Raw genomic sequence first — 21,133 nt, 5'->3', positions numbered from 1 at the left:
CCCCACCCGGCCCCGGCCCGGCGGCCCGGGGGGGGGGCGGGGCGGGGCGCGCGGGGGGGGGGCGGTGCTGGTCGGTGCGGTGCTGGTCGGTGCGGTGCTGGTCGGTGCGGTGCGGTGCGGTGCGGTGCGGTGTCGGTGCGGACGAGGCGGGTCAGACCGCGGCGGGCGTCGCGGTGGCGCCGCTGGAGATCTCGGCCGCCTCGATGGTGACGGCGACCGCGTGCACGACCGAGGCCACCCGGATGGCGTCCTGGATCATCTCGCGCGCGACCTCACGACCGCGCAGCTCACGCTCGTGGGCGCCCAGGCACCGGCCGCAGCCGTTGACCGCCGAGACGGCCAGCGACCACAGCTCGAAGTCGACCTTGTCGACACCAGGGTTGGCCAGCGCGTTCATCCGCAGCCCGGCCCGCAGCCGGGAGTACTCCCCGCCGTCCGGCACGGCGTCCTCCAGCAGGTGCAGGGAGCGGTAGTAGATGTTGTTCATCGCCATGACCGCGGCGGCGGTGCGGGCCGCGGTGGCGGCCTCGGTGCTCAGGTGCTCCAGCGCCTCGGCCTCCAGTTCGAGGAGCGTGGTGCGTCCCCGGCTGGCGATCGCGGCGGCGAGCACGGTGCCCCACAGCTGCTGCGCGGAGAGCTGCGACTGGCTGGTCACCGAGCCGAGGTTGAGCCGCAGGTCCTTCGCGTGGTCGGGCAGCAGCTCCCGGAGCCGGGCGACGGACATCAGACCGTCACCTCGACCGGGGCCGGGCCCGCTGCCCCCAGGGTCGCCTCGCCCTTCTGCCAGTTGCACGGGCAGAGCTCGTCGGTCTGCAGGGCGTCGAGGACCCGCAGGACCTCCGCCGGGTTCCGCCCCACGCTGCCGGCGGTGACCATGACGAACTGGATCACGTTGTCCGGGTCGACGATGAACGTCGCGCGCTGCGCCACCCCGTCGTCGCCGAGCACGCCGGCCGCGCTGGTCAGCTCCTTCTTGAGGTCGGCGAGCATCGGGAACGGCAGGTTCGTCAGGTCCGGGTGGTTCTGCTTCCAGGCCAGGTGGACGTACTCGCTGTCGGTGGACACGCCGAGGACCTGGGCGTCGCGGTCGGCGAACTCGTCGTTGATCCGGCCGAACGCGGCGATCTCGGTCGGACACACGAAGGTGAAGTCCTTCGGCCAGAAGAACACGACCCGCCAGCGGCCGGCGCGGCTGGCGGCGGTCTCCCGGGCGAAGGCGGTGTCGGGGTCGGTGGACACGACTCCGGTCAGGTCGTAGGCGGGGAAGGCGTCGCCGACGGTCAGCACGTGAGGTGCTCCTCTCGAGGGGTCGGGGGTACGGGACCCACTCTCGTCATCGCCGACCAAGAAGAGAAATCAAAAGATTAGGCAATTTTGATAGCCTCGCTCTATGGCTAGTCCGCAGCCCACGATCACCCAGCTCCGCGCCCTCGTCGCCGTCGCCGACCACCGCCACTTCGGCCGGGCGGCCGCCGGGCTGCACGTCAGCCAGCCGACGCTGTCCAGCGCCGTCGCCGCCCTCGAACGCACCCTCGGCGTCCAGCTCGTCGAGCGCACGACCCGCAGCGTGCTGCTCACGGGGGTGGGGGAGGAGGTCGTCCGGCGTGCGCGGGGGGTGCTCGGCGCGGTCGACGACCTCGCCGAGGTGGCGGTGCGCGCCCGCGAACCGCTCGTCGGCGACATCCGCCTCGGCGTCATCCCGACCGTGGCGCCCTACCTGCTGCCCCGGCTGCTGCCGGCGCTGCGGGACCGGTGGCCGCAGGCCCGGCTGCGGCTGCGGGAGGCGCAGACCGCCACACTGCTCGCCGAGCTGCGCGGTGGCGCGCTGGACCTCGCGCTGCTCGCCCTGCCCAACGACGAGCCCGGCATCACCGAGATCCCCCTCTACGACGAGGACTTCGTCCTGGTCACGCCGGCCGGGCACCCGCTCGCCGGCGGCGCCGCCGTCCCGACCGCCGCGCTGGCCGGCCAGGACCTGCTGCTGCTGGAGGACGGCCACTGCTTCCGCGCGCAGGCGCTCGACGTCTGCCGCGAGGCGGGTGCGCGGGAACGCTCGGCGCTGCGCGCGGCGAGCCTGTCCACGATCGTGCAGATGGTCGCCGGGGGGCTCGGGCTGACCCTGCTGCCCGCCGGCGCCGTCGGCGTCGAGGTGGGGGAGGGCCGGGGCCTCGCGGTCGCGACCTTCCGCCGCCCGGCGCCGCACCGGCGCATCGGCCTGGCCCACCGAGCCACCTCTGCCCGGGTCGGCGACTGGCAGCTGCTCGCCGACCAGTTCCGCGTCGCCCTGCCCGGTGCGGGCCTCGACCTCATCCCGATCCCGGCCGACGGACCGACCTCGCCGGATCCGCGGATAATCCCCGCCTAACCCGCGGAGAGTGAACGGGCACCCACCCGCCGGACCGATCTCGTGATGCTTTCTCCGTGTGGGTGACGCGTGTACGTCCCGACCGTAACCACCCGCCGCCTGCGGGCTTCGTCACGTTTTAGCGACGGCCGGTGGGACAAGGAGAAAGCATCGTGACCGGCCGGCGCAGCCGTGGGCCGGCCGACGGGTCGGTGCGCGCTGATCGCACCGGTCGGGCGGGACGAATACGTCGAATTCGGTCGGGACGCCGACCTGGGCCGAGGCGGTGGCATGTCTGCTCCTAAGTACCGACCTGCCGGGTACCGACCTGCCGGGGTGCGAGATACACGGCCGTCATGCATGCGTAACCGGCCGGCCGTAGCGTAGGCGGCCATGGGCGACGCACGAATTGTTGCGGTCGGCGTCGAGGAAGAGTTCCACATCCTCGATCTCACCACTCGTCAGCTCGTTCCCCGGGCCGAGGAAATACTTCAGCGCCTCGACGGCGAGTCGTTCTCGCCGGAACTGCTGAAATCCGTCGTGGAGACAAACAGTGCGCCCACGGCGGATCTGTTGGCACTGCGGGCGAACCTGCTTGATCTGCGCCGCCAGCTCGCCGAGGTGGCGGGGCGGTTCGGGCTCGGCCCGGCGGCGTCGGGCACCGTGCCGATCCTCGACATGGACCTGCTCGACGTCTCCCGGGACGCCCGGTACGAGCAGATGACCGAGGACTACCAGATCGTCGCCCGCGAGCAGCTCATCTGCGGCGCCCAGGTGCACGTCGACGTCGCCGACCGGGACCTGGCGATGGCCGTGGTCGCCTGGACGGCGCCGTGGCTGCCGATGCTGCTGGCGCTCTCGGCCAGCTCGCCGTACTGGATGGGCGCCGACAGCGGCTACGCCAGCATGCGCACGCTGGTCTGGCAGCGCTGGCCCACCGCCGGCGTCGCCGGCTCGTTCCGCACCGCCGCCGAGTACGACCAGCTCATCGCCGACCTGATCAAGTCCGGGGTGATCAGTGACCCGGGGATGGTCTACTTCGACGTCCGCCCGTCGGCGCATCTGCCCACCGTCGAGCTGCGCATCTGCGACGCCTGCCCCGACGTGGACAACGTCATCCTCATCGCCGGGCTGTTCCGGGCGCTGGTCTGCCGGGCGATCGAGGAGATCGAGGCCGGCGGCCAGGCGCCGCCACCCCGCGCCGAGCTGCTGCGCGCCGCCACCTGGCGGGCCGCCCGCTCCGGCCTGGAAGGCGACCTCGTCGACATCCTCGGCACCGGGCCGGTGCCCGCGCGGGCGATGCTGCGCCGGCTGCTCGAGGAGGTCCGCCCGCAGCTGGAACAGCTCGACGACTGGGAACTCATCGACAACCTCGCCGAGCAGGCCGCCGGGCGCGGCAGTTCCGCGCAGCGCCAGCGGCGCGCCTTCGCGCGGCGCGGACTGCTCACCGACGTCGCCGACCTGATCCTCGCCGAGACCCGCGACGTCCCGCCGGCCGGCACCACCCTCGGGGTCGCGCCCGCGGTGTCCGCGCCCGACCAGATCGCGCCGAACCTGCTGGAGCGCTACCAGCCCACCGGCTACGACGAGATCGTCGACGAACGCGGCGCGGTGCGGCCCCAGTACCGGGCGGTGATGCGCACGCTGGAGCGGCTCGGCCCGGACGCCCTCGACGAACGGGTCGGTGCCCGCCAGGCGGAGCAGACCGACCGGGGCATCGTCTTCCGGGTCGACGGCGAGTCGGCGGACCGGCCGTTCCCGTTCGACATCGTGCCGCGGATCATCGCCGCCGACGACTGGTCGGTGCTCTCCGCCGGGCTGCGCCAGCGGGTCCGCGCGCTCGAGGCGTTCCTGCACGACGTCTACGGCGAGCGCGCCGCCGTCGCCGACGGCATCGTGCCGTCCTGGATCGTCAACGACGCGCCGGGGCTGCGCCACGGGGGCCGGGCCGTCCCCGCGGAGGCGATCCGGGTCACCACCGCCGGCATCGACCTGGTGCGCGGCGGCGACGGCGGCTGGCTGGTCCTCGAGGACAACCTGCGGGTGCCGTCCGGGATTGCCTACGCGATGGAAGGCCGGCGCCTCGCCGCGTCGGTGCTGCCGGAGCTCGGGCCGCCCTCGGGCATCCTGCGCCTGGACGGCGTGCCCACGCTGCTGCGCGACGCGCTCGTCGCGGCGGCACCCGCCGCCGTCGACGGCGAACCCACGCTGGCCGTGCTGACCAGCGGCCCGAGCGACTCCGCCTACTTCGAGCACAAGCTGCTGGCCGAGGAGATGGGCGTCGCGCTGCTCGAACCCGGCGACCTGCTCGCCGACGACGACGGCGTGCACCACCTCGCCGACGGGCAGCGCCGCCGCGTCGACGTCCTCTACCGGCGCATCGACGAGGACGAGCTGTTCGGCGCGACCGCCGCCGACGGCGCCCCGCTCGGCCCGGCGCTGCTGCGTGCCCTGCGTGCCGGGCAGGTCAGCGTCGCGAACGCGCCCGGCAACGGCGTCGGCGACGACAAGGTCGTCTACGCCTACGTGCCGCGGATGGTCACGTACTACCTGGGCGAACAGCCGATCCTCGACGACGTCCCCACCTACGTCTGCGGCGACCCGGAGCAGTGCGAGCACGTGCTGGCCAACCTCGACCAGCTCGTCGTCAAGCCGGTCGACGGCTTTGGCGGCTCCGGGGTGGTGATCGGCCCGCACGCCGAGCCGTACCAGCTCACCGAGGTCCGCGAGCAGGTCCTCGCCGACCCCCGGCGCTGGATCGGCCAGGAGGTGATCGACCTGTCGACCCATCCCACCTGGCATGACAGCGAGCTCGAGCCGTGCGCGGTCGACCTGCGGGCCTTCGTCTACGCCGGGCGTGAACCGGTCGTGGTGCCGGCGGCGCTGAGCCGGGTGGCGCCGCCCGGGAGCCTCATCGTGAACTCCTCCCAGGGCGGCGGTTCCAAGGACACCTGGATCCCCCGCCGCTGACCCACCTGACCCACCTGACCCACCTGACCCACCGGGCCTCCCTGGCCCTCGCTGGCCGCTGCCTGTGGCGGCCGGGGTCTGCCGTTGCCATCCCCCGTCGCGGGTGGTCACCCCCACCACCGGGGTGGTTCCCGCCTGCGGCGGGTGACCCGCGACCTGGGTGTCCCCGACCGGCGTGGGACCGCAACCCGAGTGATACGAGTGTGAAACGTCCGGCATTGAGGGTGGACGGACCACCACTCACCCGGGTGCCGGGCAGAACGTTCGGGGAAGGGACCACGCCTGATCGCTGGGCCGACCGACGGGAGCGCGCATGTGCGGGTTGAGTGGTGAGCTGAGGTTCGACGGCCGGTCGGCGGACGTCGACGCGGTGACGCGGATGACGGCCACGATGGTGCCGCGCGGCCCGGACGGCGTGGGTGTCTGGTCCATGGGGCCGGTCGCGTTCGGCCACCGCCGACTGAAGATCATCGATCTGTCGGAGTGCGGCGCCCAGCCGATGGTGGACAGCGAGCTCGGCCTGACGACCGCCTTCAACGGCTGCATCTACAACTACCAGCAGATCCGCGACGAGCTCAGCGCCGCCGGCTACCGGTTCTTCTCCACCTCCGACACCGAGGTGATCGCCAAGGCCTACCACCGGTGGGGGACGCACTGCGTCGACCACTTCGCCGGCATGTTCGCGTTCGCGGTCGCCGAGCGGGACACCGGCCGCGTCGTGCTCGCCCGCGACCGGCTCGGCATCAAGCCGCTGTACTACGCCGCCGACGCCGAGCGGCTGCGCTTCGCCTCCACCCTGCCGGCGCTGCTGGCCGGCGGCGGGATCAGCTCCGACATCGACCTCGTCGCCTTCCACCACTACCTGTCGTTCCACTCGGTGGTGCCGGCGCCGCACACGATCCTCGCCGGGATCCGCAAGCTGCCCGCCGCGACCGTGCGCGTCGTCGAACCCGACGGCACGAGCACCGACGAGATCTACTGGAGCCCCGCCTTCACCCGCGACCCGGCGCACGCCGGCTGGGACGCGAAGGACTGGCAGGACGCGATCGCCGAGCGGCTGCGCACCGCCGTGCGCCGCCGGATGGTCGCCGACGTTCCCGTCGGCGTGCTGCTCTCCGGCGGGCTGGACTCCAGCCTCATCGTCGCCCTGCTCGCCGAGGCCGGGCAGACGGGCCTGGCCACCTTCAGTGTCGGCTTCGAGGCCGCCGGCGGCGAGTCCGGCGACGAGTTCGCCTACTCCGACATCATCGCCCGGCACTTCGCCACCGACCACCACCAGATCCGGGTGCCCGGCAGCCGGCTGCTGCCCGCCGTCGACGCCGCCGTCGCCGCGATGAGCGAGCCGATGGTCAGTCACGACTGCGTCGCGTTCTACCTGCTCTCCCAGGAAGTGTCCCGGCACGTCAAGGTCGTGCAGTCCGGGCAGGGCGCTGACGAGGTCTTCGCCGGCTACTCCTGGTATCCGCCGATGGCGGAGGTGCCCCGCGGCGACGCCGTCGACGCCTACCTGCGGGTCTTCGCCGACCGGCCGCACCGGGACCTGCCGGCGATGGTCGAGCCGCACCACCTCCTCGACGCCGACGCGTCCCGGCGGTTCGTCGCCGACCGGTTCGCCCGGCCCGGCGCCGAGACCTCCGTCGACGCCGCGCTGCGGATCGACTCGACGATCATGCTCGTGGACGACCCGGTGAAGCGCGTCGACAACATGACGATGGCCGCCGGCCTCGAGGCCCGCACCCCGTTCCTCGACCACGAGCTGGTGGAGCTCGCCGCCGCCTGCCCGCCCGAGCTCAAGCTCGCCTCCGGCGGCAAGGGCGTGCTCAAGGACATCGGCCGCCCGCTGATGCCGGTCGACGTCATCGACCGGCCCAAGGGCTACTTCCCGGTGCCGGCGATCCGCCACCTGCACGGTCCGTTCCTCGACCGGGTCCGCGACGCGCTGTCCGACCCGGCCGCCAAGTCCCGCGGCCTGTACCGGCCGTCGTGGGTGCAGGCGATGCTCGCCGCCCCGAACGACAACCGCACCACCCTCGGCGCCAACGCCCTGTGGCAGGCCGCGCTGCTGGAGATGTGGTTGCAGACCCATGGCGTGACGTGATCGCGCCGGACCTGCCGAGGGAGTGACATGGCCCGTCTGCGCCGTTTCGACGATCTGACCCCGCGCGGCCGCGCCGGCGAGCTGCCGGCCACCGCGGCGGCTCCGGCCAGCGCCGGGGAACTCGGCCGGGGCGAGCTGGGCCGCGGCGCGGAGCTGGGCCGCGGCGCGGAGCTGGGTAGAGCCGCGGAGCTGGCCCTGGCGGGCGAGCTCCTGCGCGCGGGTGCGGGCGCCGTCCCGGTGGAGCTTCCCGAGGAGTGGATGGCCGCCGTGGGCGTGCGCTCGCCCGCCCTCGCGCACGACGGCCGGCTCGCCTACGTCGTCGACGGCCCCGACGGGCCGCGGCTGTGGGTGCGTTCGGCCGACGGCCGGCGTCGGCGCCTCGACACCGGCCCCGGGCATGTCCGGGCCGCGCTGTGGTCGCCGGCCGGGGACCTGATCGCCGTGCACGTGGCACCCGGCGGCGGGGAGCTCACCGAGGTGCGGATCGTCGATCCCGGCGCCACCCGCGAGGCGGTCGGCGTGCGGTGGCTCGCCGGTGGGAACGGCCGGGCCGCCGCGCCGGCCCGCTGGACCGCCGACGGCCGGGCGCTGCTGGTCACCGAGTCCGACCGGGCCGACCCCGCGGGTTGCACGGCCGCCGTGCTCGTCGCCCTGGACGGTCGCAGCACCGTGCTCGCGGAGGGGATCGCCCTGCAGGTCCTCGACGTCGTGCCACTGCCCGCCGCGCCGTCGGCCACCGACACCGACACCAGCACCAGCACCAGCACCGACAGCGACGCCGGGTGTGACCGGGCTCCAGGCGTCGACCCGCTCGCGGGGGCCTATCGGTTGTTGCTGCGGGAGGGCCCGCGCGGGGTCCGCCGTGTGCTCGTCGTCGACGTGCGGCTCACCGTGCCGCCGGCCGGCGGCGACACGTACGCCTCCTGGGAGCTGCCCGGCGGGTCGGCGACGTCGCTGGCCGGCCGGTTCACCGCCGCCGGGCGCCGCGCCCTGCTGGCCTGCGACCTCGGCCGTGAACGCGTCGCGCTGCTCGACGTCCCGGTGGACGCGGCCGGTGCGGCGCTCGTCGTCGCCGAACGCGCCGACGCCGACGTCGAGTGGTTCGCGCCGCTCGGCCCGGACGCCACGCGGGCGGCCGTCGCCTGGAACGTCGCGGGCCGCAGCGAGCTCGCTCTCGTCGACCTCGCCGGCGGGCGTAGCCAGCCGCTGCCGGCGCCGCCGCGCGCGGTCATCACCGGCCTGCTGGCCCGCCCCGACGGGCGCGAGCTGGTTCTCGCCGTCGAGGACTCCCTGGCACCGCCGGAGATCTGGACGTGCGACCTGCCCGCGAACGCCACCGGGACGCCCCGGCCGGCCGCCGCCGGCCCGGGCGGCGCCAGCCCGCGACACGGTGCGCAGCCGGTCCGCGACCTGCCGGCGGTGGGCCAGGAGATGCCGGCGGTGGTCTACCGGTGTCTGGTCTCCCGCGCGCCGGCCCGGGCTGCCGCGCTGGTCCGGCCCGTGGCACGGACCGTGCGCGCGCACGACGGGCGGACGCTGTCCGGCTGGTGGTACCGGCCGTCGTCCACGACCGGCCCGCAGCCCACCCTGATCTACCTGCACGGCGGTCCGGAGGCGCAGGAGCGGCCCACCTACAACCCGCTGCTGCAGGCCCTGGTCGCGCGCGGGGTCGCGGTGTTCGCGCCGAACGTGCGCGGCTCGGGCGGGTTCGGCCGTTCCTACGAGGAGGCCGACCACCTGGAACGGCGCGCCGACGGCATCGAGGACGTGGCGAGCTGCGTGCGGGAGCTCGTCGCGGCCGGGGACGCCGACCCGGAGCGCATCGGTGTCGCCGGCCGCTCCTACGGCGGCTACCTCACCCTGGCCGCCCTCGTGCGCTTCCCGGAGCTGTTCCGCGTCGGCGTGGACGTCTGCGGCATGGTCGACCTGGAGACGTTCTACCGGCACACCGAACCGTGGATCGCGGCGTCGGCGCTCACCAAGTACGGCGACCCGCGCACCCAGCCGGAACTCCTGCGGGCGCTCTCGCCACTGCACCGGATGGACGCGCTCACCGCACCGCTGCTCGTCGTCCACGGCGCCAACGACACCAACGTCCCGGTGATCGAGGCCGAGCAGGCCGTCGCCGCCGCGACCGCCCGCGGGGTGGACTGCCGCTACCTGCTGTTCCCGGGGGAGGGGCACGAGGTGGTGGGGCTGACCAACCGGGTTCGGTTCGTGCGCGCCGCCGCCGACTGGCTCGCCGGCTGCCTGTTGGAGCCGCGAGTGCCCCAGCCACGGGAGGCGGGCATCGAACTCGGCCCGCAGCTTGTCGGCCCGCAGCTTGTCGGCCCGCAGCTTGTCGGCCCGCAACTCGTCGGCCCGCAACTCGTCGGCCCGGAACGCCTCGGCTCGGCACTCGGCCCGGACGGTACGCGGGCCGGCGGTTCGCTCGGGCAGCCGCCGTTCGCCGACCTCGTCGTCGCCCGCGCGGCCGAGGTCGTCGAACCCCAGCCGGTGGGCGACGGCGCCGGCCACGCGGGCATCGGGCGGTAGTCCCGGCGGAGCGGCGTTCCCGCGGCCCGGGGGACACCCAGCCGAACAGCCCGAACATCACGGAGTCGGCACTGTCACAATACGAAGGGTGAAAATCGAGGAGTTGGGCGCGGAACGGACCTGGCTGGCGTTCGACCCGATGCGTCAGCTGCGGCCGCACCTGACCTCGACGGGCTTCGTCCGGCTGGTCAACGAGGCGCAGCGGCCACAGGGCTACCGCCTCGTCGCGTCCTGGGACGGCGAACTCGGCCGGGTCGTCGCCGCGCTCGGCTTCCGTGAGGTGACGTCGCTGGCCAACGGCCGAACCCTCGCGATCGACGACCTCACCACCCTGCTCGCCGCCCGCGGCCGCGGGCACGCCACCCGGCTGCTGGCCTGGGCCGAACGGGAGGCCCGCCGGCTCGGCTGCGAGCACATGCACCTCACCGCCGGCACCCACCGGCACGAGGCGCACCGCCTCGCGCTGCGCACCGGCTACACCATCTCCTCGTTCGAACTCACCCGCCGCCTCTAGCCGCGCCGCGCCCGGCCCGTCCGCCGACACCGCACGCCGTGGACAGGCCGGTCTCGAGGCAGCCCGATGGTCGCTCCGTACGGCTCTATACCGATAAAACGGCTCTATATCGATAAAACAGACACGGCACCGGACAGAAGGACCACCCACCGTGGCCCTGCCGGTTCGCGAGCGACGTCGATCCCCCGTGAGCCCCGGCCGCCACGCCTGCCGGCGGTCCCGTCCGCAAGGGATGGCGGCGGTACGGGTAGCCCCCGCCCGGACTGACCGGGCAGCTCTGTCGTCGGCCGACCCGCCGCGCCCTACCGTCTAGATCAGCAGCGAGGACCGGGCGGTCCGCCATCCGCCCCGGGGTCGGTGCGCGCCACGTCGGGTCGACGCGAGAAGGCAGGCGATCGTGAGCACGGTTCAGCAGGACGGCCTCGTCCGCCCCGGCGTCTCCGCCGGCGGGGCCCGGGCGCTGGTGGGCAGGAGCTACGCCGGGACGGCCTGGGTGAGTGCGGTGTTCACCGCGCTGACCGCGGTACTGGCCCTGCCCGTCTTCCTGATGGTCTTCATCCTGCTCGTCGTCGGCGTGCCGCTGACGCTGGTGGGACTCGTCGGCGTGCCCCTGATCTGGCTCGCGCTGCTCTCGGCCCGGCTGGCCACCAGCGTCGACGCGTGGCGGTTCGAGACGCTGCTGGGCCGGCGGCTGGCGCTGCGGTACTCGCCGGCCCGCTGTCCCGACGGCGTCGGTGGCGGCGTCGGTGGCGGCGGTGGCTTGCGCCGGCTGCCGGCGCTGGTGCGCGGCGAGCTGCGCCGGCTGCGGTCCGGTGGCAGCTGGCTGGACGTGGTCTACGCGCTGGTGGTCCAGCCGCTGTTCGGCTGGGTCGGCGGCTGGTTGCTGTTCGTCGCCTGGGGCGGCGGGCTGGCGTTCCTGTTGTTCCCGGCGTACGCCCCGGCGCTGGGCGCCCCCGAGCGGGTCTTCGGGTTGGATCTCGGCTACGGCGGCTCGCTCGCGCTGCACGTCTGCCTCGGCGCCGCCGCGCTGCTCGCCGCGCCATGGCTCGCCCGCGGCCTGGCCACCGCGCACTACGAGGTCGCCCGCTGGCTGCTCTCGCCGCGCGGCGAGGAAGTGCTGGCCCGCCGGGTCGAGGACCTCGAGTCCAGCCGGGCCGGGATGGTCGCCGCCGCCGCCGCCGAGCGCCGCCGCATCGAACGCGACCTGCACGACGGCGCGCAGCAGCGCCTCGTCGCCGTCGCGATGACCCTCGGACGGGCGCGGGCGCGCTTCGGCGAGGACCCGGACGGCGCGGCCGACCTCGTCGCGGAGGCGCACACGGAGACCAAGCGCGCGCTCGCCGAGCTGCGCGACCTCGCCCGCGGCATCCACCCCTCGGTGCTGACCGACCGCGGCCTCGACGCGGCGCTGTCCGGGCTCGCGGCCCGCTGCCCGGTGCCCGTCGACATCGACATCGACAGGGTGCCACGGCGTGATCCCGACGCGGAGGCCGTCGCCTACTTCTTCGTCGCCGAGGCGTTGACGAACATCGCCCGGCACTCCGCCGCGTCCCGGGCCCGGGTACTGGTGCGCCGCGGCTACGGGCGCCTCGTCGTCGAGGTCGCCGACGACGGCCGCGGCGGCGCCCGGGAACGTGACGGTACCGGCCTCACCGGCCTGCACGACCGGGCCCGCGCCGTCGACGGCGCGTTCAGCCTGACCAGCCCGGCCGGAGTGGGCACGACCCTGCGTCTGGAGCTGCCGTGCGAGTCATGATCGCCGAGGATTCGGTCCTGTTGCGCCAGGGCCTGACCCGCCTGCTCGAGGAGCTCGGCGTCACCGTGACCGCCGCCGTCGAGGACGCCGAAGGGCTGCTGCGCGCGGTCGCCGCCGCGCCCCCGGACGTGTGCGTGGTCGACGTGCGTCTCCCGCCGACGTTCACCGACGAGGGGGTGCGGGCGGCGCTGGTGCTGCGCCGGCAGTGGCCCGCGGTCGGCGTGCTCCTGCTGTCCCAGTACGTCGAGGAGCGCTACGCCGTCGACCTGGTGGCCGGCGAGGCCAGCCGGGGCGTCGGCTACCTGCTCAAGGACCGGGTGTCCGACCTCGACGAGTTCCACGCCGCGCTGCGCCGTGTCGCCGCCGGCGGCACCGTGCTCGACCCCGAGGTCGTCACCCAGCTGCTGGTCCGCTCACGGCGCCGCGACCCGCTCGACCGGCTCACCCCGCGGGAGACCGAGGTGCTGCGGCTGATGGCCGAGGGGCGTACCAACCTGGCCGTCGCCACCGCCCTGCAGATCACCGAGCGCGCCGTCGAGAAGCACGTGACCAGCATCTTCACCAAATTCGATCTTCCGGTGGACGGGGACGACCACCGCCGCGTACTCGCGGTGCTGCGCTTCCTCGACTCGACCGACGCCGGCACCGACCGGCCGCCGGCCGCACCAGGATCCGTTCGCAGGAGCGCCCACGATGTCTGAGCCCGCGATGCCTGAGCCCACGATGCCTGAGCCCGCGATGTCCGAGCCCGCGATGTCCGAGCCCACGATGCCTGAGCCCACGATGTCCGAGCCCGCTGCCAGCCCGCCGTCCGTCTCCGCGACGCTCGACCGGTCGTCACCGCCCGCCCCGCCCGGCAGCGTCGGCGGCTTCGGCGGCTTCCCGCCCGTCGACGGGCCGGGACCCGTGCGGCGGAGACCTCGCGGCCGGCGCGCCGTGCTGGCCCTCGGTGCCCTGGCCGTGGTCGTGTTCACCCTGTGCGCGGCGATCGCGGTCATCCAGGGCACCACCGGGCGGGAGCATCGTGTCGAGGCGCGCGCCTTCCCCGCCTCGGTCACCCATCTCGTCGTCGAGGGAACCGCCAGCGACGTCTACCTCTACGGCCCCGGGGAGACGCCCGCGGCGGGCATCTCGTTCCCCGCGGCCACCGCCGGCGGCGAGCCGGGCGGCATCGGCGTTGTCGCGCGGCTGGGCGGCGTCCTGCGGCCACCCACCCTGAGCACCCACGTCGACGGCGACACCGTGCGTGTGTCCCGGCACTGCCGGGCCTTCTGGGACTGCACGGCCACGCTCTACCTGCGCGTGCCCACCGGGACACGCGTCGATGTGGACACCGCCGGGGGCAACGTCGCGGCCACCGGCCTGGACGGCCCGGTACGGCTGCTCAGCACGGCCGGCGACGTGGAGGTCGACCGGCCCCGCGGCGACATCGAGGCCACGAGCAGCGCCGGCGACGTGTCCATCGTCGACTCCCGCGCCCGGCGGGTGGACGTCTCGACGTCGGCCGGCGACGTGCTCGTCGATACCGAGGTCGCCCCGGACGACGTCAACGCACGCAGCGTCGCGGGATCCGTCGAGGTGTACCTGCCACCCGGCGCCCCGCCGTACGACGCGGACGTGCACACCGCCGGCGGCACCCGGGACGTCTCGATCGGGCGGGACGCCGCCGCGGCGCACCGGCTGCGGGCCTGGACGGTCGCAGGCAACGTCACGGTCGGTTACCGCGACGGGTCCTGAACCCGTCCAGGCCGCCGCCGGGCCGGCATCGGGTGCCCGTCGGTCAGCGGAACAGCCCGCGGCGGCGGCCGAGGTGTTCGAGTTGCTGGTGCAGCAGGCCGGCGAGCGCGCGGCGGTCCAGGTCGTGGTGGGCGACCCGGAAACGGCTCAGCTCGTCGCCGCCGGCGGAGAGCAGACCGCCGCGGCGGTCGGCCTCCAGCACGACGTCCGTGCCGGCGGCGTCGACGAGGAAGGTCACCTCCAGCTCGCGGATCCGGCGGGCGTACTCACCGCCCGGGCGCATCTCGATCTCCTGGTAGAACGGCAGCTCGGAGCCGGCGAGGCGGCCCTTCTCGACGTCCGCGGAGTGAAAGTGGAAGCCAAGGTCGCCCAGCGCCGCCAGCACCGCCTCCTGGATCGGCAGCGGGTGCACACTGACCGGGTCGAGGTCACCGGGGTCGACGGCGCCGGAGATCGCCAGCTTCGTACGTACGCCGATCTTCATGCCGCGCAGGTGCCAGCCGCCGACGTCGGTGATCGGGGTCTGCCACGGCACTGGCAGCTCGAACCGGCCGCTGACCTGCTGCCCCGGGTGGATCGTGAAACCACCGCCGATCTGCTGCGAACCGAAGGTGACCTGCTCGTACCAGGTCTCGTCACCGCGGTCGACCTCGACGGTCGCCTCCAGCGCGACGAGGATCTTCTCGATCTCCTGGTCGACCTTGCCGCCGGTGACCGTGGTCAGGCCCGTGACCACGGTGCCCGGCTGTGTGTCCGGGCGGTCGAGCACGGTCTCCACCTCGGCGCTGCCCAGCCCGAGCCGCGACATGAACCGCTTCATCACCATGGTCGTATGCCCTTCTCCCCGGCCAGGCCGGTGCCGTCGTCGCGCCGGCGCCGTCCCGAGCGCCGCGCCACACATCCTCGCCGCGGTTCTACGGCGCCCCGTCGGGGGGAGGTCGGCGGGGTCGGCAAGCCGACATCGGTCGGGGCACTCGGGACGGTCCGTGACGAAGCCGGCGGACAGCGACGGGTGGGGCATCTGTCTGCGTCTCGAACCGGTAGCATTCCGCTTCGTGACCTGCATCGTCGGTGTACAGCAGGGCGGCCGGGTCGTGATCGGTGGGGACAGCGCCGGTGTGGCCGGCTGGTCCATCACTGTGCGTGCGGATACCAAGGTATTTCGCAACGGTGAGTTCATCATGGGCTTCACCGACTCGTTCCGGATGGGCCAACTGCTCCGTTACAGCCTCGTCCCGCCGTCCCCACAGGACTGGGATCTGGATCGGTTCATGGCGACCGACTTCATCGCCGTGGTCCGGGACTGCCTGCGTGACGGCGGCTTCGCCCGCAACGACTCCGGCAGTGAGAGCGGCGGGCTGTTCCTCGTGGGGATCCGGGGCCATCTCTACCGGATCGACTCGGACTACCAGATCGGCCGCAGCGTCGACGAGTACTACGCGGTCGGCAGCGGCGACGAGTACGCCTGCGGCTCGCTGCACAGCACCCGCGGCCAGGACCCGGAGCACCGCGTGCGCCTCGCCCTGGAGGCTGCGGCCCATCACTCGTCCGGCGTCTGCCCGCCGTTCCACATCATCTCCTCCGACGAGGTCTACGCTCCCGACGGCACCGTCCGCGCGGGCTGAGTCCGCGCGCGGGCCCGCGGAGCCAGCCAGGGTCAGCCGGGCAGGTCGGCCTCGCCATCGAGGTTCGCGATCATGCGGCGTAGCACGGTGAGGGCGGCGGCGTACCCCTGGGCGCTGATGCCCTCGTGGATGCGCGCGTTCGTCCGCGCGCCGCGCTCGGCCGCCCGCTGTCGTCCGGCCTCGCCCCGTGCGGTGAGCACGAAGGCCCCGGCGGGCGAGCGAGCCAGCCAGCCCCGGCCGAGGAGGTCGTCGAGGACCGCGTCGAAGTCGGTGTCGAGATCGTCGAAGCGCGCCAGCCGGCGGACCAGACCGTCCCGGTCCCAGGTCCCGGAGTCGCCGGCGACGTGGTTGAGGATCCACCAGTGTGGCTGGGTGAGCCCCTCGACGGCGAGGTCGGCGCGGATCTGGCCGACGATCGTGCGGTAGGCCTCGCCGGTCCAGTAGCCGATCGGCTGGCGGGCCAGCACCTCGTCGGGGTACTCCGGCACGTGCGGGGTCATGGCTGTCCCTTCCGCGGCGGGCAGGGCCTCGCGGCGTCGTGACGGCCCCTCGGGAGCCGACGCTAGAACCTCAACCGGAGGTGAGGTCAACACCACTCTGGCCCCGCCGGCCGCAGCCGGGGGTCACGGCGAGTGGTGGTGGCGGCGATGGCTGCCGGCCCTGGGCGGCAGGGATGCGTGGGAACGGGTCTACCTGACTCTTCCGCAGGGCTTCGTGTCCGATTCGTCCCCGCCGAAGCCTGCCGAAGAGTCAGGAACCGTCCCTCCCACGCACGGCTGTCGCGCCGGGTGATGGGCGATGTGGGGCAGGGGTTCGTGCGGGCGAGCGGGATCTCAGCGGTGCAGGGCGCTGCGGGCCAGGGCGGCGAGGCTCGCGGGGCCGGTGGTCGGGGTGAAGCGGGCCGAGGCGGCGCTCAGGGCGTCGTACTCGTCGGCGGCGAGGGTGATGTCGGCGGCGGCGGCATTGCTTTCGAGCTGGGTGACGCTGGAGGCGCCGGGGATCGCCACGACCTGGGGATGGTGGATGGCCCAGGCCAGGGCGATCTGTGACGGGGTCGCGGAGTGGGCGGCGGCGACCTCGCGCAGGGCGTCGAGCAGCGGGGCCGCCCGGTGCAGGTTCTCCGGCAGGAACAGCGAGTTGACGGAGCGGATCCGCCCGGCGGGCCGGTTCGAGGCGTCGTAACGGCCCGAGAGCAGTCCCTGCGCCAGCGGGCTGTAGGCGATGACGATGCGGGACTCCGCCGCGGCGAACTCGAGCAGTGCCGCCCCGTGGCGCGGCCGGGCGAGGCTGTACTGCACCTGGTTGGACAGCACCGGGGCGCCCAGCGCCGCGTCGGCCTGGCGCCAGCGGTCCAGCGAGTAGTTGCTGACGCCGACGTCGCCGATCAGGCCGACGGTGCGCAGGGCCACCATCCCCGGCATCGTCCGCTGGTCGCGGATCAGCGGGTTCGGCTGGTGCACCTGGTAGAGGTCGAGATGGCGGGTGCCGAGGCGGGCGGCGCTGGCGACCGCGCGCTGCTCGACGACCGGGGCGATCGGGAGCACCGGCATGATCTTCGTGGCGAGGTACGCGCGTTGCGACGCGTCGGGGTCGTTCGCCAGGGCGGCGCCGAGGATGCGCTCGCTGCGGCCCGCGCCGTAGACCTCGGCCGTGTCGAACAGGGTGATCCCGAGCTCCAGGGCCCGCCGGACGATGGCGGCCGCGTCCGTGGCGGCGTAGCCGCTGCCATAGCCCCATTCCCGGGAACCGAACTGCCAGGTACCAAGACCGATCTTCGAGATCCGCTTCGGGCTTGTGGTGACGCTGCCCTCGATATAGCGCATCCGTACAGTGAACGACACCTCGGCCGCCCCGGGCGCGACGGCTGCGACGCTGATGTCCTCGGTGTCGCCCGCTGTCCTGTCACTGACAGGGTCCGGGCGGCTGGCGTGTTCGGTCAGCTGGCGGGTAGCTGCTAGTTTGCCCGCAGTCCGGTTCGCAGGCGGACGGGCCTGGCCGGTCGGCGCGGCCGGTGGCAGGCGAGGGAGGGAGTGCCTTGGTCACCCAGTTCGGTCGCGGGCAGAAGGCGCAGCTGTCGACGATCACCCAGAGCGCCGACCTTTACGTCGGGATCCAGATCAACGCGCCGGGGGAGTGGGACATCTCCTGCTTCGGCCTGGACACCGACGACCGGCTCTCCGACGACCGCTACTTCGTCTTCTTCAACCAGCCCAACTCGCCGGAGTCGTCGATCCAGCTCGTCAGCCCACAGCAGGGTGACAGCCAGGGCTTCCGGATCAACCTCGACCGGGTGCCGGCCTCGATCGGCCGGCTGTCGTTCTGCGCGGCCCTGGACGGCGCGGGCAGCGCCGCCGCGATCTCCGCCGGCTACCTGCGCGTCGTCGCTGGTGGGACCGAGGTGCTGCGCTACCCGTTCACCGGCGCCGACTTCAGCAGCGAGCGCGCCGTGATGATCGGCGACGTCTACCGCAAGGGGGTCTGGCGGGTCGCCGCGATCGGCCAGGGCTTCCAGGGCGGCCTCGCGGAACTGATCCGCTCCTACGGCGGAGAGGTGGCCGAGGAACCCGCGCCCGCCCCCCCCCCCCCCCCCCCCGCCGGCCCCCCCGCCCCCCCCCCCCCCCCCCCCCCCCCCCCCCCCCCCCCCCCCCCCCCCGGGGGGGGGGCGTCGGCGTTCCTCGCCGGTTGTGCGCTCCGCACAGGTCACTCGACAGCATTTTCCTCAAAGCAGATCAACTTGCCCTTCACTTGTCGTAGGCTAATCGGACACCGTCCGGCGCGCCTGCTGACAGGAGATGACATGGCCGTGACCGAAGCCCTCATCCGCGTCCCGGAAGACGTCCGCGAAAGACTGGAACGCATCGCCCAGGAATCCGGAATGTCACTGCGGGCGTACCTGACACGCCTGGCCCACTCGGTCGAGGTCTACTCGGAGGAGGAGCGGCGCGAACGCTCGGAGCGGGCGCTCGCAGCCCTGTTCGCCTTCTCCGGTTACGACCCGACACCGGCAGAGGCCGCCGAGCACGAGGCCGACTTCCAGCGCTGGTTCGCGCGGTACCGGCAGCCGGCAACGCGATGAACCAACCCCTGCACGTGGTCCTGGACCCGACCGCGATGCTCCTGATCGCCCGCGGCAACCGCCGCGCCTCCCGGCTGGTCTGCCAGGCCGGCGAGGGCGGCGGCATCCATCTGTACGCGCCGACCTGCGCACTGGTCGAGGCTGACCGCATCCGCCGCGGCGTCGCCGAGCACATCGCGTCCCTGCCGGGCGTCGGCATCCTGGATCTCGACCTGCCGGCCACCATCGCCGTCGCCCGCAGACGGACCTGGGGGGCGGCGCACACCCGCCACGCGGCAGCCCCGCAACCCGAGCGACCCGTCGAGGCGGTCATCGCGACCGCGGAGCCGGAACGCTGGGCCGGCGAGCCCGTCGAACTGATGAACCTCGCCGCCTGACCACGTTGCGCCATGCCCCGCACGAAGGAGTTCGACGAGGACGTGGCGCTGCAGGCCGCCCTGGAGCTGTTCTGGGAGCGGGGTTACGAGGCCACGTCGATGTCTGCCCTCGTCGAGAGCCTGGATGTCGCGCGGGCAAGTATCTACGCCATCTACGGGGGCAAGCACGAGCTGTACCTGATGGCCCTGGACCGGTTACATCCGGCAGCGCGATCCGGAGATCGTGCGGCGGCTTTCGGCCCCCGGGCCCGGTTCTGCCCCTGGTGCGCATGGTCGTCGAGGGCTACGTCGCGCAGAGCCTGGGAGCTCAGGGTTTCCGTGGCTGTCTGGTGGTCAACGCGGCGATCGAACGGGTAGCTGTGGACGCCGACGTGTGTCGCCGGGTCGAGACGAGCTGGACGACCGTGGAGGTGGCGCTGACGGCGGCGCTGGAGCGCGGCCGGGCGCAGGGCGAGCTGCGCGCGGATGTCGATCCGCGACCGCTGGCGGCCTTCCTGCTCGCCGTCCTTCAGGGCGTCAGGGTGCTGGGCAAGAGCCCCAACGGTCGAACCAGCCTGTCGATGGCCGCGGAACAGGCCCTGGGCGTCCTGGCGGCGGCCGCCGTCTGACGTGCGGCGAGCGACTGGCCGCGAAGCAAGATGCGCCGGATAACAGATCGATCGGTCTCAAACATCGAGGACGGCGTCGCGCCAGCGAGGCGTCGAAGGAACGAGCAGATGCCTCGCCTCGAACCTCGGTGCGCACGCCCGGCTGCCGGGGATGGGGGCGTACGTCGCCTCGAAGGCGGGCGCGAGTGCGCTGACGCGCGCCGCGGCGCTGGAGTACATCGGCGACGGCGTGCGGATCAACGCGGTCGGCCCCGGGCCGGTGGACACGCCGATGTCGCTGCGCCTCGGGGAGACCCAGGCCGAGCGCGACGAGCGGCTGCGGACGGCGAATCCGGCGGGACGCGCCGCGACGACGAAGGAGGTCGCGGACGCCGTGCTGTGGCTGCTGTCCACCGAGGCGGCGTTCGCCGTCGGGCACGACCGGGTCATCGACGGCGGCGCCTCGATCTGACGTGAGGTGGGCACGGTGCGCCCGCATGCCGGCGCTGGTCGCTGTCGGCTGGGCGGTCGGCGGCTTTGCGGCCCGGGGGCGAACCCGAATGTGAAAGCATGCGTGGGTGGCCGCGCCCGCTCTTGTCCTGTGGGATATCGACCACACGCTGTTGAACAGTGGAGGCGTGAGCCGGGGGCTCTACTCCCGTGCGTTCGAGCAGGTCGTCGGCCGGCCGCTCGACGAACTGGCCGATCTCACCGGCCGGACCGAGCGGGCCATCGTTCTGGAAACGCTGCGGCTCGGTGGCGTCACCGACCCGGAGCCGCTGCTCAGCGCCTTCTACCCGGCGATGGCCGACGCCGCCCGCGAGCTGCGGGGCACGATGCGGGCCCGCGGCCACGCACTGCCGGGCGCCCATCAGGCCGTCGCTGATCTTGTCGGAGCGGGCATCGTCCAATCGGTGGTCACCGGTAATCTCCGGCCCGTTGCCGAGACCAAGCTGGCTGCCTTCAATCTGACCGAACATCTTGACCTCGACGTCGGCGGGTACGGCGATGCCGCGCTTGACCGGGCGGTGCTGGTGACCCTCGCCGTCACCCAGGCCGAGGCCACCCACGACGTCATCTTTCCCCGGCGCCGCGTGGTCGTGATCGGCGACACGATCCACGATGTGAAGGGCGCCCTCGATGCCGGTGTCCGGCCGGTCGGCGTGGCCACCGGCCGTGACAGCGCCGCTGAGCTCGCCGCCGCCGGTGCGGCGGCAGTGCTCGCCGACCTCACCGACCTGTCCGCGCTGCGGCTGGCCGTCTTCGGTGCCACTCAATCCTGAAGCTGGTAACACGGTTTATCGTCATTGTCGGTTTGATTGATTTCGGACTGCCTCTCATCGGCTGATTCACTGCTGGCTTCTGGCGATTGTAGGCAGCATTTTCCGCGAGGACGACCCAAACCTTTCTGTCATGCCCTAGGGTTAGCGACAAGCTTCTCCGGTGGCGCTGGAAAAGACCGGCCTCCCGAGACTCGAGTTTTATTCGTAGCCTCACTCCGGCCGACATGGGAA

19 protein-coding genes and 1 pseudogene are annotated in these 21,133 nt (G+C 73.4%); 15 read left to right on the top strand and 5 right to left on the bottom strand.

Annotated features, from left to right (window positions below):
* Nucleotides 1-151: 151 nt before the first annotated feature.
* A complete protein-coding gene (ahpD, locus tag MXD60_RS07580; RefSeq protein ID WP_248818268.1) occupies nt 152-724 on the bottom strand; it encodes an alkylhydroperoxidase, AhpD family in 573 nt (190 codons plus the stop codon).
* The gene (locus tag MXD60_RS07575) at nt 724-1,287 is read right to left on the bottom strand and encodes a peroxiredoxin (RefSeq protein WP_248818267.1); all 564 of its coding nucleotides are present in this window, start codon (nt 1,285-1,287) and stop codon (nt 724-726) included. The genes ahpD and MXD60_RS07575 overlap by 1 nt, the downstream gene beginning before the upstream one ends.
* Nucleotides 1,288-1,390: 103 nt before the next feature.
* Here MXD60_RS07575 and MXD60_RS07570 point away from each other — a divergent pair, with 103 nt between their 5' ends.
* From MXD60_RS07570 to MXD60_RS07535, 8 genes are all read left to right on the top strand, one after another.
* On the top strand, nt 1,391-2,365 hold the full coding sequence (locus MXD60_RS07570) for a LysR substrate-binding domain-containing protein (RefSeq protein WP_248818266.1): 975 nt from the start codon (nt 1,391-1,393) through the stop codon (nt 2,363-2,365).
* Nucleotides 2,366-2,737: 372 nt separating this feature from the next.
* On the top strand, nt 2,738-5,314 hold the full coding sequence (locus tag MXD60_RS07565; protein ID WP_248818265.1) for a carboxylate--amine ligase/circularly permuted type 2 ATP-grasp protein: 2,577 nt from the start codon (nt 2,738-2,740) through the stop codon (nt 5,312-5,314).
* Between the two features lie 313 nt (nt 5,315-5,627).
* On the top strand, nt 5,628-7,412 hold the full coding sequence (locus MXD60_RS07560) for an N-acetylglutaminylglutamine amidotransferase (protein ID WP_248818264.1): 1,785 nt from the start codon (nt 5,628-5,630) through the stop codon (nt 7,410-7,412).
* 27 nt (nt 7,413-7,439) lie between these two features.
* Complete coding sequence (locus MXD60_RS07555; RefSeq protein WP_248818263.1) at nt 7,440-9,947, top strand: prolyl oligopeptidase family serine peptidase; 2,508 nt, start codon at nt 7,440-7,442, stop codon at nt 9,945-9,947.
* Nucleotides 9,948-10,035: 88 nt separating this feature from the next.
* Nucleotides 10,036-10,461 carry a GNAT family N-acetyltransferase gene (locus MXD60_RS07550; protein WP_248818262.1) on the top strand — a complete coding sequence of 142 codons (426 nt, stop codon included), beginning with the start codon at nt 10,036-10,038 and terminating at the stop codon, nt 10,459-10,461.
* 397 nt (nt 10,462-10,858) lie between these two features.
* On the top strand, nt 10,859-12,217 hold the full coding sequence (locus tag MXD60_RS07545; RefSeq protein ID WP_248818261.1) for a sensor histidine kinase: 1,359 nt from the start codon (nt 10,859-10,861) through the stop codon (nt 12,215-12,217).
* A complete protein-coding gene (locus tag MXD60_RS07540; protein ID WP_248818260.1) occupies nt 12,205-12,918 on the top strand; it encodes a response regulator in 714 nt (237 codons plus the stop codon). Before MXD60_RS07545 ends, MXD60_RS07540 begins: the two co-directional genes overlap by 13 nt.
* On the top strand, nt 12,911-13,954 hold the full coding sequence (locus MXD60_RS07535; protein WP_248818259.1) for a DUF4097 family beta strand repeat-containing protein: 1,044 nt from the start codon (nt 12,911-12,913) through the stop codon (nt 13,952-13,954). The genes MXD60_RS07540 and MXD60_RS07535 overlap by 8 nt, the downstream gene beginning before the upstream one ends.
* Before the next feature lie 43 nt (nt 13,955-13,997).
* Here the strand turns inward: MXD60_RS07535 and MXD60_RS07530 are convergent, their stop codons facing one another.
* Nucleotides 13,998-14,780 carry a sporulation protein gene (locus tag MXD60_RS07530; protein WP_248818258.1) on the bottom strand — a complete coding sequence of 261 codons (783 nt, stop codon included), beginning with the start codon at nt 14,778-14,780 and terminating at the stop codon, nt 13,998-14,000.
* Nucleotides 14,781-15,009: 229 nt separating this feature from the next.
* Between MXD60_RS07530 and MXD60_RS07525 the strand changes: the two genes are divergently transcribed.
* On the top strand, nt 15,010-15,579 hold the full coding sequence (locus tag MXD60_RS07525) for an Ntn hydrolase family protein (protein WP_248818273.1): 570 nt from the start codon (nt 15,010-15,012) through the stop codon (nt 15,577-15,579).
* A gap of 32 nt (nt 15,580-15,611) precedes the next feature.
* On the opposite strand, the gene MXD60_RS07520 is transcribed toward MXD60_RS07525, so the two are convergent.
* The gene (locus MXD60_RS07520) at nt 15,612-16,079 is read right to left on the bottom strand and encodes a winged helix DNA-binding protein (RefSeq protein WP_248818257.1); all 468 of its coding nucleotides are present in this window, start codon (nt 16,077-16,079) and stop codon (nt 15,612-15,614) included.
* Between the two features lie 333 nt (nt 16,080-16,412).
* The gene (locus MXD60_RS07515; protein ID WP_308222395.1) at nt 16,413-17,420 is read right to left on the bottom strand and encodes an aldo/keto reductase; all 1,008 of its coding nucleotides are present in this window, start codon (nt 17,418-17,420) and stop codon (nt 16,413-16,415) included.
* 194 nt (nt 17,421-17,614) lie between these two features.
* Here MXD60_RS07515 and MXD60_RS29765 point away from each other — a divergent pair.
* The 6 genes and pseudogenes from MXD60_RS29765 to MXD60_RS07490 all read left to right on the top strand — a co-directional run.
* A pseudogene (locus MXD60_RS29765) lies at nt 17,615-18,241 on the top strand (TerD family protein); the annotation flags it as partial.
* Nucleotides 18,242-18,651: 410 nt separating this feature from the next.
* Entirely contained in the window at nt 18,652-19,032 is a 381-nt protein-coding gene (locus MXD60_RS07505; protein ID WP_248818255.1) for a PIN domain-containing protein, read from the top strand.
* Between the two features lie 12 nt (nt 19,033-19,044).
* Nucleotides 19,045-19,389, top strand: a complete 345-nt coding sequence (locus tag MXD60_RS30245; protein ID WP_518467526.1) for a helix-turn-helix domain-containing protein — start codon at nt 19,045-19,047, stop codon at nt 19,387-19,389.
* The gene (locus tag MXD60_RS30240; RefSeq protein ID WP_248818271.1) at nt 19,302-19,640 is read left to right on the top strand and encodes a TetR family transcriptional regulator C-terminal domain-containing protein; all 339 of its coding nucleotides are present in this window, start codon (nt 19,302-19,304) and stop codon (nt 19,638-19,640) included. Before MXD60_RS30245 ends, MXD60_RS30240 begins: the two co-directional genes overlap by 88 nt.
* Before the next feature lie 46 nt (nt 19,641-19,686).
* Nucleotides 19,687-20,091, top strand: a complete 405-nt coding sequence (locus tag MXD60_RS07495) for an SDR family NAD(P)-dependent oxidoreductase (protein ID WP_308222396.1) — start codon at nt 19,687-19,689, stop codon at nt 20,089-20,091.
* A 106-nt stretch (nt 20,092-20,197) separates the two neighbouring features.
* Complete coding sequence (locus MXD60_RS07490) at nt 20,198-20,902, top strand: HAD family hydrolase (protein ID WP_248818253.1); 705 nt, start codon at nt 20,198-20,200, stop codon at nt 20,900-20,902.
* Nucleotides 20,903-21,133 lie beyond the last annotated feature (231 nt).

The sequence above is a fragment of the Frankia sp. AgB32 genome (genome assembly GCF_023243045.1).
GTDB lineage: Bacteria > Actinomycetota > Actinomycetes > Frankiales > Frankiaceae > Frankia.
The sequence above is the reverse complement of the archived record's forward strand: the minus strand, read 5'-3'. Positions and strand labels throughout refer to the sequence as shown.

What these genes read in the sequence shown, in the direction of transcription:
- ahpD (WP_248818268.1), bottom strand. Translation starts at nt 724, where the DNA reads ATGTCCGTCGCCCGGCTCCGGGAGCTGCTGCCCGACCACGCGAAGGAC.
- MXD60_RS07570 (WP_248818266.1), top strand. Translation starts at nt 1,391, where the DNA reads ATGGCTAGTCCGCAGCCCACGATCACCCAGCTCCGCGCCCTCGTCGCC.
- MXD60_RS07565 (WP_248818265.1), top strand. Translation starts at nt 2,738, where the DNA reads ATGGGCGACGCACGAATTGTTGCGGTCGGCGTCGAGGAAGAGTTCCAC.
- MXD60_RS07560 (WP_248818264.1), top strand. Translation starts at nt 5,628, where the DNA reads ATGTGCGGGTTGAGTGGTGAGCTGAGGTTCGACGGCCGGTCGGCGGAC.
- MXD60_RS07555 (WP_248818263.1), top strand. Translation starts at nt 7,440, where the DNA reads ATGGCCCGTCTGCGCCGTTTCGACGATCTGACCCCGCGCGGCCGCGCC.
- MXD60_RS07535 (WP_248818259.1), top strand. Translation starts at nt 12,911, where the DNA reads ATGTCTGAGCCCGCGATGCCTGAGCCCACGATGCCTGAGCCCGCGATG.
- MXD60_RS07530 (WP_248818258.1), bottom strand. Translation starts at nt 14,780, where the DNA reads ATGGTGATGAAGCGGTTCATGTCGCGGCTCGGGCTGGGCAGCGCCGAG.
- MXD60_RS07520 (WP_248818257.1), bottom strand. Translation starts at nt 16,079, where the DNA reads ATGACCCCGCACGTGCCGGAGTACCCCGACGAGGTGCTGGCCCGCCAG.
- MXD60_RS07505 (WP_248818255.1), top strand. Translation starts at nt 18,652, where the DNA reads ATGAACCAACCCCTGCACGTGGTCCTGGACCCGACCGCGATGCTCCTG.
- MXD60_RS30245 (WP_518467526.1), top strand. Translation starts at nt 19,045, where the DNA reads ATGCCCCGCACGAAGGAGTTCGACGAGGACGTGGCGCTGCAGGCCGCC.
- MXD60_RS30240 (WP_248818271.1), top strand. Translation starts at nt 19,302, where the DNA reads ATGGTCGTCGAGGGCTACGTCGCGCAGAGCCTGGGAGCTCAGGGTTTC.